The sequence below is a fragment of the Pantoea sp. XY16 genome, from assembly GCF_025153065.1.
Lineage (GTDB): Bacteria > Pseudomonadota > Gammaproteobacteria > Enterobacterales > Enterobacteriaceae > Pantoea > Pantoea alfalfae.
The window spans coordinates 1-16,704 of the sequence record NZ_JANZNP010000018.1 but is presented as its reverse complement, the minus strand read 5'-3'; the positions used below and the strand labels follow the sequence as shown (position 1 = coordinate 16,704).

The following is a 16,704-nucleotide window of genomic DNA, read 5'->3' as shown; positions in this document are numbered from 1 at the left end:
AGAGGGTATGTTTCTGGCGGGTGCGATTTTTATTCTGACGCTGGTACTGGTTATCTGGCAGCCGAAAGGACTCAGTATTGGCTGGAGTGCCGTTATCGGCGCCGCGCTGGCGTTGCTGACCGGCGTAGTACAAATCGGGGATATTCCGGTGGTCTGGCAGATTGTCTGGAACGCCACGGCCACGTTTATTGCGGTCATCATTATCAGCCTGCTGCTCGATGAGTCCGGCTTTTTTGAATGGGCCGCGCTGCACGTTTCCCGCTGGGGAGGCGGCAGGGGCCGGCTGCTGTTCACGTATATCGTTCTGCTGGGTGCGGCAGTGGCGGCGCTGTTTGCCAATGACGGAGCCGCGCTAATTCTGACGCCGATCGTTATCGCCATGCTGCTGGCGCTGGGCTTCAGCCCCGGGGCCACGCTGGCGTTTGTGATGGCGGCCGGGTTTATCGCCGATACCTCCAGCCTGCCGCTCATCGTGTCAAACCTGGTCAACATCGTCACGGCAGACTTCTTTAAACTGGGTTTCAGCGAGTATGCCTCGGTGATGGTGCCGGTGAATATCGCGTCCGTGGCCGCCACGCTGGTGATGCTGCACCTGTTTTTCCGCAGGGACATCCCGGACACTTACGACCTGGCGAAGCTGAAGGCGCCGCGTGAGGCCATTCGCGATGCGCGTACCTTTAAAACCGGCTGGATTGTTCTCATCCTGCTGCTGATCGGCTTCTTTGCCCTCGAACCACTCGGCGTGCCGGTCAGCCTTGTGGCCGCGGTGGCGGCGTTTATTCTCTGGCTGGTAGCCCGGAAAGGCAATGTGATTGATACCGGAAAGGTACTGAAAGGTGCGCCCTGGCAGATCGTTATCTTCTCGCTGGGCATGTACCTGGTGGTATACGGACTACGCAATGCCGGGCTAACTGATTACCTTTCTGCCGCCCTGAACCGGTTTGCAGAGCATGGCGTCTGGGGCGCAACGCTCGGCACCGGCTTTCTGACGGCGGCGCTTTCATCAGTCATGAACAACATGCCTACCGTGCTGGTTGGCGCGCTCTCCATTGACGGCAGCACCGCTCAGGGCGTGGTGAAGGAGGCGATGATTTACGCCAACATCATCGGCTGCGACCTCGGTCCGAAAATCACCCCTATCGGTAGCCTCGCTACCCTGCTGTGGCTGCACGTCCTGGCACAGAAAAACATTACCGTCAGCTGGGGCTACTACTTCCGCGTGGGCATCGTGATGACCCTGCCGGTACTGTTTGTGACGCTGGCTGCGCTGGCCCTGCGCCTGTCTGTTTAACCTTAACCCCGGAGCTGTGCCTGTGCAGCGCCTTTATGGAGTAACGCTCATGACTGACATTACCATTTATCACAATCCGGCCTGCGGGACGTCCCGCAATACCCTGGCGCTTATCCGCAACAGCGGCACCGAGCCCACGGTGATTCTGTATCTGGAAACACCGCCGTCGCGCGACGAGCTGAAAAAGCTGATTACGGACATGGGCATTAGCGTGCGTGCCCTGCTGCGTAAAAATACCGATCCCTACGAGCAGCTCGGCCTGGCTGAAGACCGGTTCAGCGATGAAGAACTGCTCGATGCGATGCTGGCTCATCCGATCCTCATTAATCGTCCGGTGGTGGTGACGCCGCTGGGAACGAAGCTCTGCCGCCCCTCCGAAGTGGTTCTGGACATACTGCCGGACCCGCAGAAGGGAGCGTTTACCAAAGAGGACGGCGAAGCAGTCATTGATGAGCAAGGGAATCGCGTCAGCCACTGATGTTTCCCTTGGCTGTGACAGGAAAAATGTGAAAAAGCCGGCAGATGCCGGCTTTTTTATATGCTGCGCTGGTTTACCCGCTCAGAGAGCTGCGCAGCACTCTCCTTCCTTTCGCTGTAGCGGTCGGTGAGATAACCATTACGACCGCGCGTCAGCAGGGTGAACTTCATCAGTTCCTCCATGACGTCCACTATGCGGTCATAATACGGAGAAGGCTTCATGCGGCCGTCCTCATCAAACTCGGCCCAGGCTTTTGCAACGGATGACTGGTTCGGGATAGTGATCATCCGCATCCAGCGCCCAAGAATACGCATCTGGTTTACGGCGTTGAAAGACTGTGAGCCTCCGCTGACCTGCATGACAGCAAGGGTTTTCCCCTGCGAGGGCCGGACCGCCCCGGACGTCAGCGGTATCCAGTCAATCTGCGTCTTCATGATGCCGGTCATGGCACCGTGACGCTCAGGAGAGCACCAGACCATCCCTTCAGACCAGAGTACCAGCTCGCGCAGCTCTGCGACCTTCGGATGCGTCTCAGGTGCATCATCCGGCAGCGGCAGGCCGGACGGATAGAATAACTTCACCTCCGCGCCCATGGCCGTCAGCAGCCGTGCGGCCTCTTCCGTGGTGAGTCGGCTGTAAGAGCGCTCCCGAAGCGAACCGTAGAGCATCAGTATGCGGGGCGGATGCGCCACCTCTTCGGCCTTTAATTTCTCTTCCGAAAGGGGCGTATCCAGGAGTGTCAGATCGATATTGTTCAGGGCATCATTCACGTTATTCACAATGGAGTCTCTTTATGGGAAATCTCGGCAGACAGGCTGCAGCTACTGCCACCGGCGCAGCACTCTTCAGTGAGAAAAGCCATCAGCTGCTCAAGCTGCGCATAGCAAGGTCTGCAGAACAAGGTACGACTCTGCCGTTCCTGGCTTATGAGTCCAGCGGACATCAGCGCTGAAAGATGATGGCTGAGCGTGGAGGCAGGAATAGCCAGTCTTTTCTGGATGTCACCCACGGGCAGTCCTTCTGGCCCGGCTTTCACCAGTTCACGGTAAATTCCCAGTCGCGTCACGTGTCCCAGTTCCCTGAGAGCAGCCGCAGCATTTTGTATGTCCACATCATCACCAAATCTATATTTCCAGAATAATGGAAATATAATTTAAAGCGGACTGAATGGTCAAGCCTCTTCCCGCCATAAAAGTGCTGCGCTCAAAAAGAAAGCCTTTTATACCCTGCTAATCCGGCTGCAGTGGCAGAGCATATAAAGCGGCCATAGCTCAGCATTTCGGTAAAATTCCAGCGCTCTGACAACAGCTTTAGCCATAACCGTTTCGCTTCCTCTTGCCAGAAATTCCTGACTCAATAATACTGTTCATATAACCAGTATAATTTAAAGGGGGATTTTTATGTGCTTTACATTTTTTTTTCTAATCCGTACACGGCAGCACCTCCGGGACGCCGCGTTATGAAAGCGGTCTGTTACGCTCAGGGTCTGACACTGTTATGGCCGCCGATTTTTACCCCAAAGGTAAAGGTACCGCTGTACGCAGATCCCTGCTCAGCCGGCTTTCCCTCCCCTGCTCAGGATTATGTAGAGAAAGAGCTGGACCTGAATGAACTCTGTATTCGCAGACGGGCGTCCACATTCTTCGTACGGGCCAGTGGCAACAGCATGCAGGAGCTGGGGCTTTATGACGGTGATGTTATGGTGGTCGATCGCGCGGAGCCACCCACGCATGGCGACATCGTCATTGCCGAGGTTGGCGGTGAGTTCACAGTTAAGCGCCTGCAGCTGATCCCGAGGGTGGCACTGCTGCCAATGAATCCTGCTTACGCCGCCATCTATCCGGAAGAGCTTCCGCCGGCAAAACAGCAGATAGTCTGTAGCCGCAGCTTCGGAGAGCGCATTACTACAAAAACAGCCATGCAGCAGGCACTGTGTCAGTATGCTGCACGTGCAGCGGAAAAGCTGCGCGGGGAATGTCAGTACTCTCGCAACATCTGCGTGTTTATCCGGACGTCACCACATGCAAGCGGTGAGATGTTTTACGGAAACAGCACCGGTGAGAAGCTGACACTACCAACACAGGACACGCGGGACATCATTGAGTCTGCGATGCGGTCACTCGATCGTATCTGGCTTGAGGGGCGCCGGTACATGAAAGCCGGCATTATGCTTGATAACTTCACGCCGAACGGCGTAAGCCAGCTAAATCTGTTTGACGATAATCGGCCACGGGCTAACAGCGCACAGCTGATGAAGGTATTGGACGGCATTAACCAGTCAGGACTGGGAAATGTGTGGTTTGCCGGACAGGGGATTAGCATGGAATGGAAAATGAAGCGTGAAATGCTTAGCCCTGCCTGGACCACGCGCTGGTCAGACATTCCTAAAGCACGTGTGCTCTGAGACGGTTATTAATTAAGCTGTTGAATCTGTATTCCACATAAACGGCGACATGTCAGCGCGCATGATGGCCATACTGGGCGAGATGGCCGCGGGACAGGAAGTCTATTCCATCGATGAGTCTTTCCTGGACGTTACCGGGATTGGCAGGCTTATCCCGCTTGAGACGTTCGGGCAGCAGATGCGCGAACGTATCCGGAAGGAAACCGGGCTGATAATCGGCGTGGGGTTCGGGCCAACTAAAACGCTGGCCAAACTGGCCAACCATGCGGCAAAAAAATGGACCCAGACGAACGGTGTTGTGGATCTGTCTGACAAAAGCAGGCAACGTAAACTTCTGCATCTGACTGACGTCAGTGATATCTGGGGGATTGGCCGGCGGATCAGCCTGCGCATGAACCAGCTGGGAATCACCACGGCCCTGCAACTCGCAGACAGCAACGTCAGTATGATACGCAAGAACTTTGACGTGATTGTCGAGCGCACCGCGCGTGAACTCAACGGCGAATCCTGCCTGGCACTTGAAGACGCACCTCCGCCTAAGCAGCAGATAGTTAACTCACGTTCTTTTGGCCAGCGCGTTACACAGCTGGAGGAAATGCAGCAGGCCGTGGTGCTGTATGCCACGCGCGCGGCGGAAAAACTCAGGGAGCAGAATTCGCGCTGTCGCCATATAAGCGTCTCCATCGCCACCAGTCGTCACGGTGACGAGCCGCAGTATTCGAACATCGCTTCCCGCATCTGTGACTATCCGACCAATGATACGCGGGATATTATTGAGTCTGCGCTTCGCGGGCTCAGTACTATCTGGCGGGAAGGCTACCGGTACGCTAAAGCTGGCGTCATGCTGGGTGATTTCTACCAGTCAGGCGTGGCTCAGTTCGACATGTTCAGCGAGCAGCAGCCGCGCGCGAACGCTGATGCGCTAATGGCCGCACTGGACGGAATTAATCGCTCAGGAAAAGGAAAGGTGTGGTTCGCCGGTCAGGGTGATCGCGATAGTTTGTGGCAGATGAAACGTGAAATGTTGTCGCCGCGGTATACAACGAGACTAAAAGATATTCCAAAAATAAAGTAAATTTAAAAGACAAGCGGAAATAATTTGGGTGGAGAAAGCAGCTGTTTTTTTAAGGAAAGTTAGAATGATTTCAGTTAACTATAATTGCTATACAAGGTTGTATCAGAGGAAGCTTGAACAAGAGTTCGGGGTTGATTATGTTAATTCACTCGATGTTTCTGAACGCCTATTCCCTCTTGTTTATATTTGCCTTAAACATAGGCGTATTCCGCCTTTACAGAGAAATGTTTTAGCTTCAAAAGAAACTGAACTGAAATTGTCGGAAAATCCAAAGTGGAATTTACTCAAGTCTCGCATTGAGAAAGGAGAGGATATTAATGGTTACGTTAGCAAAAGAACGAGAAAATGGTATGATTCAGATTATCTTCTCTTTTCTTGCGATATCTTTCACATCCACTTACGCGCAACTAAAGGTGGTGGGATAGGTGATGATCTAATATATGCAATAGTAAAAGATGATTCTCTCTATGTTATACGTTACGGAAATCATCATGATATTTTTCTGCCAGGTGAGCTTATTAAAGATTGTGAAAAAGAATGGCCGGGATTGCATTTTAAGCTTGATGTAGATGAAAGTGATTCCTCAACATTTTTAGATCATAATTTTTTTAAAAAAAATGCCACTGATCATCGGTGGGGTTTTAATCTTATAAAACCTGCTGGTTTTATTGACGAAATATCCGGGAAGAAAAAATTCATTCCTAATCATGCTAATTCGGCAATCGTAGAATTTAAACATGACGATAATTGTTGGAAGTTGCCACTTAAATGTGCAATGGCATTCACTTGCGAAGATGATTTAATTCACCAGATGATGTCTGCTATATATAACACATATCAAGTTTATCCTGACTCGCTTGAGTTGGATTTCGAAAGAAGAATGTATATATTTAAAATACCTACAATTAAAGGCTATGGCAATTATTCTTTGATTGAGTGGGCTGCACCTAAAGAACTAACTGTATCGTTTCCATCTGAAGAAGCTAAACTTAACTGGCACTTATAGACAAAAAAGAGGGCCTCTAAGAGGCCCTCTTTTATTTCAGAGGATTTCCAAATTTCCGCAAGTATTCCTGACCAAAATTATAGGAAGCAAAATCATTAAGGTGGCCAACGTCACGATAAATCGGGGTACCGTTCAGTGCGGTAATGCAATAGCCGTTTTCGCACTGCACTTTCTTAGGGTCTATCACAATCAGTGTTGGGAACTCTTTCTGCAGCTGGTCGAACAGCGGCAGCGTCCAATCTTTTTCAGGACTCTGCGGGTTCAGGTTATCGCATTCATCCTGACGATAAGGCTCCCTGAAGATGACATGGTGACGGATACATGACTGATACTTAACGGGCATAGGAGCAACGGTTCTTATTATCACCGGTCGTGATCCTGATGCGATTATCACTTTCAATGCCTGCCGTATGGCAACGTTGAAACGTTCTTTAGTCAGTGCATCAGAGCGCTCATCACCTGGATGGTTAATGACATGAGGACCACTTACGTACCATTCCCAGACCTGGCCAAGAACGACGTAGTCATAATGATTTTTAGCGATCAGCGCATAATATTTAGCCGTGTTTTCATGACACTTATCAAATGTCTGGTTTCGGAATGACCACCAGTCATAGAGGTATGTATCCGGCAGTGCTAAACACAGCGCTGTACTTAACGCAGTCATGCGGATATGAGCGTCCTGCGCGAGCACATCGAAGAACCCCCAGAAGTGGTTTGAGTGAGAATCGCCGATCAGCAGGGCTGTTTTCTGACCTTTGAGATCCCCGAACATGCATTTGTCCGCATTCTGAGATCCATCCAGACAGTCTGGCCGGTGTCCGGCATGAGCTAATCCAGTACTGATATTGTGAGCCACTCGATCGTATTCATTACCGAATCGTCCAGGCATGCCGTTACGGTTTTCAGCATATTTGAACGCAGCGTTGAAGATAATTATCGGGACGATGATAAGCAGGGGAATCGTATATTTCAGAGACCACCGTAACCGTCTGCACGGCTGTTCCACGAGATAATAGCTAATCAGCGACAGCAGTACCGTCAGTGCTATGCATAAAAGAAGCGTGTAGCCAGCCAGGTCGTAACCTAGGTAGCGCGCGATGGCCAGAACGGGCCAGTGCCAAAGATATAACGAATAAGATATCCTGCCCGTGAATGCGACGGGTGACAGTCTAAGTAACTTTGATGCAATGCTGTTCCCGTATGTACCGATAAACATGATTAAAGCTGAAGCAGTGACGACCAGCAATGCATAGAGATTTGGATAGAATCCGATGACGTCAGGGTGAATAGCGATATAAAGCAACACCGCAAGCGATAAAATGCCTGCACCGTTAGAGAGAGCTGAAGGGACTGAGCGAACGTAGCGCGTCAGAAAAAATGCAGCTCCCCCCACCATGAATTCGAATATACGTGTCAGTAGAGAATAATAAGCAGCATCTGCCTCTCTGCTGGCCAAAATCAGCGCCAGCGCGGCTGCCAGCGGCGTCAGGACAAACCATACCGCGGCAAGAACATTCGCCGGGCTGGTGATCACCGTTTGAATCGACTTCAGCCGTAAGGTGGCACCCGTCAGTAAAATCCCCAGCGGGAGAAACAGATACCACTGCCACTCTATTGCCAGAGACCAGGTGTGTAGTAAAGGAAACAGATCGGCAGCGGGCGAAGCATACGCGGCACTCTGACGTGCAAAGAACTGATTTGAAAGCAGTAAAGCGTTATAGTAACTACTGTGCAGGAATGCCAGGAAATCATCAGGAAGATACAAGCAGAATGTTGCTATCAGCGTCGCAAGTGACATGACGATAAAAGCTGGCTGTATGCGCCAGAGTCGGTGCACGAAGAAGTTCGCCAGGCTGAATGTACCCTTCTCTCGTTGTTTTACGATAATTCCTGTTATCAAAAAACCAGAAATCGCAAAGAAAATATCGACTCCTATAAATCCGGAAGCTATCTGACTAATTCCGGCATGGAAAAGAATGACAAGAACGACAGCTAATGCTCTGAGTCCATCAATGTCTTTACGATAGTTATCTGTGAAGATTTTATTTGGCATGAAGCGCACTATGTAATGAAAAAGAAAGCGTATAGTATATTATTTGTAAGGGAAGAATAAAAGCGAATGATTTTATTTTTGATTGGTTAAATGAAACGCAACAAGTAAAAATAAGTTAGCTGTTTCTTTGTGGATGTCTGGCGGGGGGAAGATAAAAAAAGAACAGAGTGATTATAAATGCCTATGCAGATGTAATATCGGAAGTCTTTATTTATGGGCGCGATAATGCCAGCGAGTTTAATGATGAGATAGGGAAACTATGAAAACTGAAATAGATATTTTTATAGTAATTTCTCCCAGCCATTTTGGCTGGATAAAAAATAGTGATTTAATGGGTTCTCGTCAGGTGTGATAGTGATTGTCATACTGTATGTTGCGGGACTATGTACGTATGGGGCATGCACTTTTGCCGATAAGCAAATCTCGTTATAAGGCAGTTGCGGCCTGTTACAGCCGCCAGAAGAGCATCCGGTAATCTTTATAGATTTTTGATTACACCATACAAATGGTTGGTAAAAGGCTTAGTGACTTCATGTGGCCAGCGCGGAGGATCCGTCTGAAGGGTTCCAAGTGTGCGCATCCCTTTATGCTGTTCGGCTTTACGTTCGCAGTACTCATCATCGGTATATCCCATCGTCTCTACCACTACGGCATGTTCCCGGCCATCCGGCAATTTGGCCTGAATAATAAAATCCGGCAGCACAAAGCCTTTCTCTCCCTCCATCTCTACCTCAATATCAAACAGGGGTTTTATGAGGGTGAGTACGTCTGCTCCGCCTTTTAGCCAGCTGGCCACTTCAGCAATACCTTCCATCGTCTGCCTCTCAAGGTCACTGTCTACCGGGACAGGGCAGTTACGTCTGAATAGTGCGTGCGCATACCCTTCGCTGCATATCACGCTACCTTCAGCTGAGCGTTTGAAGGCCAGTATGACCCAGTAAGGTGGCCTCACGCCTTCCTGTGATTCCCCATTGATACTGACACCCTTCTCCGGAGAAAACCTGCGTTCCCCATCTTTCCAGGCGAACGTAACATGTTCACGGCTGACCAGCTCCGACATAAATATCTGATAAAACACCCGGGCTTTTCCTGCCGGCCAGTTGGCATCCGTACGTTCCAGTTCAAGCATTAATTTTTCCTGGGCAAGCTCGCCCATGGTCGGCTGAAACCGTACGATTTCCGAAAGCCTGCGCCCGCGCACAAATTCTTGAGCATTTGCCGAGGCTGCGAGAGCGGCAAGCCATGTTCTGGGTGCCCGATTAGGCAGCGGGCTGATCGGGCTGAAAGTATTCAGCCCGGCATCTTCAATCAGCGTCAGAAGTAAACGTGCAACTCGTGGCCGGCGTTTTCGCCTGGTTCTATCCTGACCAGTAAATCCTGCGCTGCCTGGCGCCTTAATAGTCGTCTCTGACTCATCTTTTGGTAAAAAATCACGATAGTTTAATCGCTTGCTCCCAGCGTTTTTACGGGTTCCTGAACCGGTAGTATCCTCGTCACCCTTAAAGACCCTGTGCATGGGACAGGATAGATCGTGGCTATGGCCAAACCCGGACAGAAACAACGTTTGGGTTTCATATCTCAGTTTGGCATTGTTTAGTGCTGGCGTATCTCCCCCCACGCAGCTGCAATGCAGCCAGAGTTCTTTCTCGCGCATTTCATGAATCACGTTCTCCGCCAGTTCCCGTTCCTGTGCGCTGCGCACCTGTTTACGGCCATAGAAGTTCTTAATAGCGTTCTCTTCATCGTCAGATAACCACCGTCTAAGAGCACCGCGTGGAGCCTTTTTTTTGATGAGCTTCATGGCCATATTGTTCTCCTTCTCCTGAGAAACGGACTTTACCGACAACTAACCTTTTTACAGCGTTCTGTATGGGATGTCGGACGTTTCAATATTTAATAGGTATGCATCACCGCCTAACTTAGCAGCTCTGTGTAAGTTATACATGTAAAGAGATTGTTCAGTTATTTTTTGATTCTCTACCGGGCCGATTTTCACCCCAGAAATAGCTTCGGCTGAAACGTCTAACTCATAATAGGGGATCAAAATAGTATTTTTGGTACGGAAATTAATGTTTCCAGAAACGATATTGTCGCTTATGACTAGTCTTACTTCCTCTTCTTCACTAAAAGATGAGTGCTTAAATGTCGTGGCCAGCATACTTATAATTTCTCTCAAGTCACGATAAAGATGCATGTTTTGTTCAATTGGGGAATTTGGCAGCCACCAATCATATATTGTATCAATAACCTTAGTCCGTATTAGATCTAACGCTTCTTCTATCGCATCTTGTAAATGTAAAACATAGTGGCATTCAATAAATTCAATGTTTACTGTCTTTTTAGTCGATTGTGTTCTTTTTAAAGCCCATGTATTCACTCTATTTGCCAGCTTTTCTCCATCAAACTCGATGGCAAACATACCATAACTTCGCCATTGACTCAGGGTGTCAGATGAACGGCTAAAGGATGCCACATAAAACATTTCACTGGCGTTTTCAAAATCGGATAGCTCTTTAAAAGCTTTTTCTAACCATCCATCGGTCACATTCGCAAACTCATCATTATACTTTGAAGTTTGCAGGAATACCTCATGCGAGGCTTCCTGGAGTATTTCGAGACCCTTTAAATATTCAGTTTTGTCGTTCAGAAAACGGATGTCTGTCATCCGAATTTTATGCGTTTCCAGTATTGAATGAACAGCATTCAAATCAGTGTAGTGATAAAGGTTCACAGTTTTCCTTAAATGATTTATCAGCGTTTTATAACACCAGTTCGTAGCGGATCGCGGCGGCTCTCCGGCGGCCGGTTTCAGTCAGGGAAAACGCCAGATTCAGTGATGCGTTACGGTATTTATGAAGCAACCCGTTACGGTGCAGCGTATGCAGTGACGTACGCAGATTTGTGTCATAAATGTCTTTGCTTGATGCGGAGTTGAGCAGCTTCAGTAGCTGCATGACCGGCAGAGGGGAATCGTGACCCCGGGCTTCAAGCTCTGAGAGAACTAGGAGCACCTTTCTCTGCAGTTCGGAGATACGCATGGGAGCTTCCTTATTCATGTGTCACATGAATTATGCACGCATGCATGACAAAACACTATTCATGTTACACATGAATAGTGCTGTAAAGTATCTTATTTTTCAGCTACCCAACTATATGAATATATCGCTGGGTAACTATACCGGGCTTGCTTTCGCTAATCAGTGTGGTTACTATATGTACTTGTTCCCGGTTGCCGCCGGAGAACAAGTACTAATAACCATTTGCGTACTATTTATCGATTTTAAGAACCCAGTATTTCAATACATTGCCAAGTTGTGTAGTGATTAACTTCCCTGCACAACTCGCTGCCACCTTACTAACGGTTAGTGGTAACCCCCAAGTACCGATAAACCATTTGGTAAAGAATGTGATAAGTAATGGTTTCGCAAAGATTACTACAGCCAACATTACTGCAGTCAAAACAGTTAAGGCAATAAGCCGCCACCATTTCTTCTCAGTTGCTGCTGTATAGATAAGTCCTGCGTAGTTCCAGAGTGTACTTAGTACATTGAAACTATCATGTTTTGTGTCTTCGATATTTATACCCATAGAAACCTCTCTTATTTAGGTTGGTTGTTTTTAGTACTGCCGTGTTAGAAATATTCATATTTCATCTCACTTAAAAAATTTATTTCTGTCTCAGGACCATTTGTCCGTTGACGTGATACTTACCGGTATTGCTTTTATCTATCCACTCATACTTCACCCCGCTTATTCCGTACATCGTTAATGTTTACGCCATTTTCCGTATGCCAGATTCCGGCAAGGGGATCCCCGGCTCCTGAGTGATCATTGATCGCGCAGGCGGAGAAAAACGGCAGGTTTTACAGAGTTCGGACTGAATGCTTATTTACAGGCAATAAAAAACCACCTGATAAGGTGGCTGAGGTCGTGCGAGGGATATAGATGCAGGGCAGGCTTAAGTCATAGCACTTAGCTTTCCGTCATTTATTCATTCATTCACGTTTTCTCAACCTTAGTGCTATTCAATACGGGGAGTGCTTTACGTAACCTCGTGAGGTTTTGCATTCCACTCTGATAGAATCGAGTATATGTATTTCCCGGGTGCGAGTCAATTAATTATTAGAAAATAGTTGCAATTTCTAAATTAATTTTCAGGTGCTCAAATTTTAAACTATCCGCGCACAAATTTAAAAGTATCCGAGTGGATTTTTTATTTATGCCTAAAGGTACTTTATTGTCCTTAATAAGGTAACTTTCTGATGAAAATCTTCGTCAGGGCAGTACTTCTTCATATACCTGTTCAGTAAAAAAGGTGCAGTCCCCATATCCGCCACGACATTATCTGTCGCCTTAATCAATATTCAGATTATTTGTGATTCCATAAACATCATTATAGGATTCCGGATAGCAGATCAGCACGTACATTTTTCAGGTTTCTGCTCCCGACCCCCGACCACTCTTCCCTTCCCTCTTCCCTACTGGCACGTCTCTGCCCGGGCGTCAGCCCTTTCCGTTTTCCGTCATAACCGGAAACCCGGCGTCAGGAGGCGATTCAGGGTCGCGACCACAACATACGGTGTCCGATCACCATCTGCAGTCCCTTATCCAGGCATAACCGGATCCTTTTGAGATCTGCCCTCCCCGTCACCCGCCTGCTGTTTTGTTCCTTTTTATGGTATATATCCGGAAGTCGGAAAATCATGCGGGACCGCTCAGCGGATTTTTCCGGTGGCCCGCGCCCGCCAGACAGGGGAAAATGGGCAGATTAGGAGCAGACGTCGCTGTGTGAATTCTGAGAAAGCAGCAGGGGTAAATCCCGCCAGATTTTGCGTAGCGCTGTCATTTTTTTTAGAGGGTTTATGTCGCTACCATCCGTTAATACTCAGGTCGTGCTGCCAGCTGCACAGCCCGATTTTGGTCGTGCGCTCGCGCTGCGGTCCATGGCCGCCGCATACACCGAGCTGCCCCGTTACTTACTGGCACCTGAGATCACCGGCCTGCTTCACCATATACCGGACTGGACCCAGCATGCGCTGGTCAATACCTTATGGAACACCGGCGGACGTCTCAATGAAGTCCTGGCGCTGCGGCGGCGTGACTTTCGCCTGAATGAAGCTATTCCCCACGTGGTGATCCGCACGGCTAAGCAGCGGCGTGCCGGCAGCGGACGTCCAAGAAGAGGAACCAGCCCCAACCGTGTTGTGCCGCTTTCCGATCCGGCTTACGTTGACGAGATGCGCCGGCTGTTCGCCAGCGTCCGGGAAGAATTTGAGACCGACGCTGATACCGGCGAGCGCCGCGCCCTGCCGGTCTGGACCGTCTCCGATCGCACGGTACGGAACTGGATAAACCGCGCCATCGATGCAGCTGCCCGCGCCGGCGTGCGGTTAAGCATTGAGGTCTCCCCCCATACGTTCCGTCACAGTTTCGCGATGCACATGCTCTATCACCACGTGCCGCCGAAGGTGCTGCAGTCGCTGCTGGGGCATGAGAAGTTTGAGTCAACCGAGGTCTATACGAAGGTGTTTGCGCTGGACGTGGCCGCCAGCCATCAGGTGCATTTCTCGATGGATACAGCCGATGCGCTGCAACTGCTCCGGGCGAACGTATAAAGGAAGAGGCTGAATGTATGAGCGAATTAAACAATTCCCCGCTGGGGTCTGATACCAAAGCCCTGCTGAGCAACGGGTTGAACTTTCTGAACCGGGCGCGCGAGGAGCTTGAGGATGGACACGTAATGTTCTCCATCGTCAGCTTCTGGACGGCGGTAGAAATTCTGCTTAAGGTTCCGCTGGTTCATGAGCACTGGACTCTCGTCTGTAGCGGGAAAAAGCTGGAGCGCCGCAAGTATCTGGAGGGGGATTTCCAGTCGGTCACCTACGACGACGCCTGCGCCCGGCTTGGCGACGTGCTGGAAAAGCCACTGGATAAGACCACTATGGCTATCTTTGATAAGGTACGCCGGCACCGTAACCGCGTGGTGCATTTCTACCACAATGCAGAATCCGGTGAGGAGTTGCGACAGATTCAGGCCGAACAGGCGGATGCCTGGTTTGCACTGAACCGTCTGCTGCGCGACGACTGGGCGCCCTTGTTTGGGGAGTGGGTGAGATTACGCTTAGGCGTTAATGAAACGGCTATGCTGCGGGGCAACTCGTTTTACGCCGAGGCGAGATTCAGATACCCGCCCGTGCAGGACGCGCTGAAGACGTTCAGGCAGACCGGCGTCACTGTCAGCCAGTGTCCGGTCTGCAATCAGCAGTCCCTGGCGCATACGGTTCCTGCACCCGGCTTGCACCTTATCCTGCACGACTGCATGGTCTGCCACGCGAAAAATCCCATCGCTGAAATATGCTGCCCGGGCTGCAAAGCACCACACCAGATGAAAGCCGCCGTCATCGACCTCGACTTCAAGTGCGGGAACTGCGGCCTCACAAGGAGCCGGTATAATTTACTCCATACCCCTCCTGCGAATGGTACGCGCTATCCCTTTCCGTCGGGGTGCCAACGATGCAGCAGTTTAGACACAGTGTGTGAGTACGGGGATAAATTTTTATGCACCTCCTGCCTGTCGGTGTATGAAGAGCTCGAAGCCTGCGAACGGTGCAACTTTTTAAGCTCATGGATTCCGGACAACAGTAAAGAGCATGGATGCATCCACTGCGACTATCGGTAAGTCGAGGCGATATCTCAAGCAGACTGCCGGCAGAAGCCCTGTTCAAGCCAGATTATAAAAGGAAGCTCTATGTCTACATGGGTGGGTGTTGAAATCGACGGACTGATCGTTGAAGACTATCAGAACCACCATAGTAACTGGTTCTTTAAACGAAGCGACCGAGTCAGAGAAAATTGTGAAAGAGATGAATGCGGCAGGTTGACCGACGAGGCCTTCATTGGTTTCCGGGCCTCTGGCGCTTCTATCAGGCGGCGTATGACGCTAGCGGGTTTTGACCTGGCAGCGTGTGAGCAACATTTTAATGAGCACCTTCCTGCTGTTATTGAAGCAGCAGAGTGGGTTTTGAGCTGTGAAGGTGAACGTAGTCATGTAGAGTCAGGCAGTTTATCCGTCAGGGGTGATGCTTACCGCCAGTTCCTTGATGCAGTGAAGGACACCTCACTGCAGGACTGGCTTGATGCTTTGCCGGAAGCGGTATCTCTGAGCAAAACCATGAGCCGATTTAGCGATTTTTCCGGGATGCCTTACTGGTGCGAAACCAGCGCAGCCCCTCTCGTGAATGCCATGCTAAGTGATATCCCCCTGTATACTGAATACTCGCACACTGATCTGTTTAATTTTCCCTGCAATGACAGCAGTTACTTTCAGGTGGCCCTGCTAGCGTGTTGTTCTGATGATGTGGCGTGCGAGCTCAACATTGTGCCATTGATTCAAAGTGGCTGGGAGGATGACTTTCGCGATCTGGAAGAAATACAGCGTCAGGAAACGGAGCCGCACAGATTCAGCCGACTCTCCCTTGAGGAAACTATGCGCCTTTCAGCCACGCAGATTGAAAACCTTTCCCTGCAAAGGATGTGTTATTCCAACATCATCACGTCCATGGAGGCATACTTGGGTGACATTCTGAAGCGTGAGATTTTTGACAGGCCAGCTGTTAAAGAGTTATTCGTGGCCAGCTATAAGCCTTTTAAAGAGCAAAGCTTCTCACTTAATAATTTATACAAAGCACTTTCGGAAATCGACGACGAGATAATGAAAGCCCTTAATACACTTTCACTTCACAACATTGGCACGGCAAAAAGCCTTTTCTATAGCACGCTTATGACTAAGTTTCCGGAAAAATCACTCAGGATTATTGGTCCTGCAGTACAAATCCGTCACGACATTGTGCATCGTAACGGTCGCAATACTAAAGGAGAGGCGCTATCTATCGACTATGAATCAGTACAGGCGCTGGCTAATGTGGTTCTCCAGTTTATGCAAAATGTAGATGCACAGATTCTTGACGGACTAATTGCAGAGAGCTGTATTGATTAATCAGATGCTGGCTTAAGGATACGAAATTATTTCGCATGCGAAATTTTGAGGGAACTGGCAGGAGTCAAAACCAGGTATCGGTGTAGAAAACCTACAGCGTCTGATTCAAATGCTAACTTAGCTTTAACCACAATGCTTGGTATTGCGCTTCTATTCACTGTAGCGACAGATGAAAGATTTAAATCTAGAAATGTAAAAAAACACATCGCCCTAAAAAATTCATCGCTCATAACGCGTTCATGACTCTTAAGGCTCTATTTCGGAATAAGAAACACGCACCCGATCATAATAAGAAAAAAAAGTGTGATCCGGTTGACATGATGCCAGGCCTTACAAGGCGTGGGCTAAGAAATTTCGCAAGAATTACAACCCCTCCAGCCATCATTTTTTGCTCTTGT

At 49.3% G+C, this 16,704-nt stretch carries 15 protein-coding genes; 8 read left to right on the top strand and 7 right to left on the bottom strand.

The window, feature by feature from the left end:
* The first annotated feature begins 7 nt into the window (after positions 1–7).
* Together N1689_RS20725 and arsC are read left to right on the top strand one after the other, a co-directional pair.
* On the top strand, positions 8–1,291 hold the full coding sequence (locus N1689_RS20725; RefSeq protein ID WP_006785992.1) for an arsenic transporter: 1,284 nt from the start codon (positions 8–10) through the stop codon (positions 1,289–1,291).
* Positions 1,292–1,340: 49 nt separating this feature from the next.
* Positions 1,341–1,769 carry a glutaredoxin-dependent arsenate reductase gene (gene arsC, locus N1689_RS20720; RefSeq protein ID WP_039389871.1) on the top strand — a complete coding sequence of 143 codons (429 nt, stop codon included), beginning with the start codon at positions 1,341–1,343 and terminating at the stop codon, positions 1,767–1,769.
* A 56-nt stretch (positions 1,770–1,825) separates the two neighbouring features.
* Here arsC and arsH read toward each other — a convergent pair whose 3' ends face one another.
* Positions 1,826–2,548, bottom strand: a complete 723-nt coding sequence (arsH, locus tag N1689_RS20715; RefSeq protein WP_039389874.1) for an arsenical resistance protein ArsH — start codon at positions 2,546–2,548, stop codon at positions 1,826–1,828.
* The gene (locus tag N1689_RS20710) at positions 2,545–2,880 is read right to left on the bottom strand and encodes a helix-turn-helix transcriptional regulator (RefSeq protein ID WP_039389876.1); all 336 of its coding nucleotides are present in this window, start codon (positions 2,878–2,880) and stop codon (positions 2,545–2,547) included. The genes arsH and N1689_RS20710 overlap by 4 nt, the downstream gene beginning before the upstream one ends.
* A gap of 348 nt (positions 2,881–3,228) precedes the next feature.
* Between N1689_RS20710 and umuD the strand changes: the two genes are divergently transcribed.
* From umuD to N1689_RS20695, 3 genes are all read left to right on the top strand, one after another.
* Entirely contained in the window at positions 3,229–4,173 is a 945-nt protein-coding gene (gene umuD, locus N1689_RS20705; protein WP_115064871.1) for a translesion error-prone DNA polymerase V autoproteolytic subunit, read from the top strand.
* A 37-nt stretch (positions 4,174–4,210) separates the two neighbouring features.
* Positions 4,211–5,248, top strand: a complete 1,038-nt coding sequence (gene umuC / locus N1689_RS20700) for a translesion error-prone DNA polymerase V subunit UmuC (RefSeq protein ID WP_260060138.1) — start codon at positions 4,211–4,213, stop codon at positions 5,246–5,248.
* Between the two features lie 64 nt (positions 5,249–5,312).
* Positions 5,313–6,254, top strand: a complete 942-nt coding sequence (locus tag N1689_RS20695; protein ID WP_260060066.1) for a hypothetical protein — start codon at positions 5,313–5,315, stop codon at positions 6,252–6,254.
* Positions 6,255–6,285: 31 nt separating this feature from the next.
* On the opposite strand, the gene N1689_RS20690 is transcribed toward N1689_RS20695, so the two are convergent.
* The 5 genes from N1689_RS20690 to N1689_RS20670 all read right to left on the bottom strand — a co-directional run bounded on the left by N1689_RS20690 (position 6,286) and on the right by N1689_RS20670 (position 11,898).
* Complete coding sequence (locus N1689_RS20690) at positions 6,286–8,310, bottom strand: acyltransferase family protein (RefSeq protein ID WP_260060065.1); 2,025 nt, start codon at positions 8,308–8,310, stop codon at positions 6,286–6,288.
* A 478-nt stretch (positions 8,311–8,788) separates the two neighbouring features.
* Positions 8,789–10,117, bottom strand: coding sequence for a hypothetical protein (locus N1689_RS20685; protein ID WP_260060064.1), 1,329 nt, complete (start codon positions 10,115–10,117; stop codon positions 8,789–8,791).
* Positions 10,118–10,165: 48 nt separating this feature from the next.
* Positions 10,166–11,041 carry a DUF2971 domain-containing protein gene (locus tag N1689_RS20680; protein ID WP_260060063.1) on the bottom strand — a complete coding sequence of 292 codons (876 nt, stop codon included), beginning with the start codon at positions 11,039–11,041 and terminating at the stop codon, positions 10,166–10,168.
* Positions 11,042–11,069: 28 nt separating this feature from the next.
* A complete protein-coding gene (locus N1689_RS20675) occupies positions 11,070–11,348 on the bottom strand; it encodes a chromosome segregation protein ParM (RefSeq protein WP_260060062.1) in 279 nt (92 codons plus the stop codon).
* A gap of 229 nt (positions 11,349–11,577) precedes the next feature.
* On the bottom strand, positions 11,578–11,898 hold the full coding sequence (locus tag N1689_RS20670) for a hypothetical protein (RefSeq protein WP_260060061.1): 321 nt from the start codon (positions 11,896–11,898) through the stop codon (positions 11,578–11,580).
* Between the two features lie 1,274 nt (positions 11,899–13,172).
* Between N1689_RS20670 and N1689_RS20665 the strand changes: the two genes are divergently transcribed.
* The 3 genes from N1689_RS20665 to N1689_RS20655 all read left to right on the top strand — a co-directional run bounded on the left by N1689_RS20665 (position 13,173) and on the right by N1689_RS20655 (position 16,306).
* Positions 13,173–13,925 (top strand): site-specific integrase, encoded by a 753-nt coding sequence (locus tag N1689_RS20665; protein ID WP_260060060.1) that lies wholly within the window; start codon positions 13,173–13,175, stop codon positions 13,923–13,925.
* Between the two features lie 17 nt (positions 13,926–13,942).
* Positions 13,943–14,989: a hsdR gene (locus N1689_RS20660; RefSeq protein ID WP_260060059.1), complete on the top strand. Its 1,047-nt coding sequence runs from the start codon at positions 13,943–13,945 to the stop codon at positions 14,987–14,989.
* 69 nt (positions 14,990–15,058) lie between these two features.
* Positions 15,059–16,306, top strand: a complete 1,248-nt coding sequence (locus N1689_RS20655) for a HEPN/Toprim-associated domain-containing protein (RefSeq protein WP_260060058.1) — start codon at positions 15,059–15,061, stop codon at positions 16,304–16,306.
* Positions 16,307–16,704: the final 398 nt, after the last annotated feature.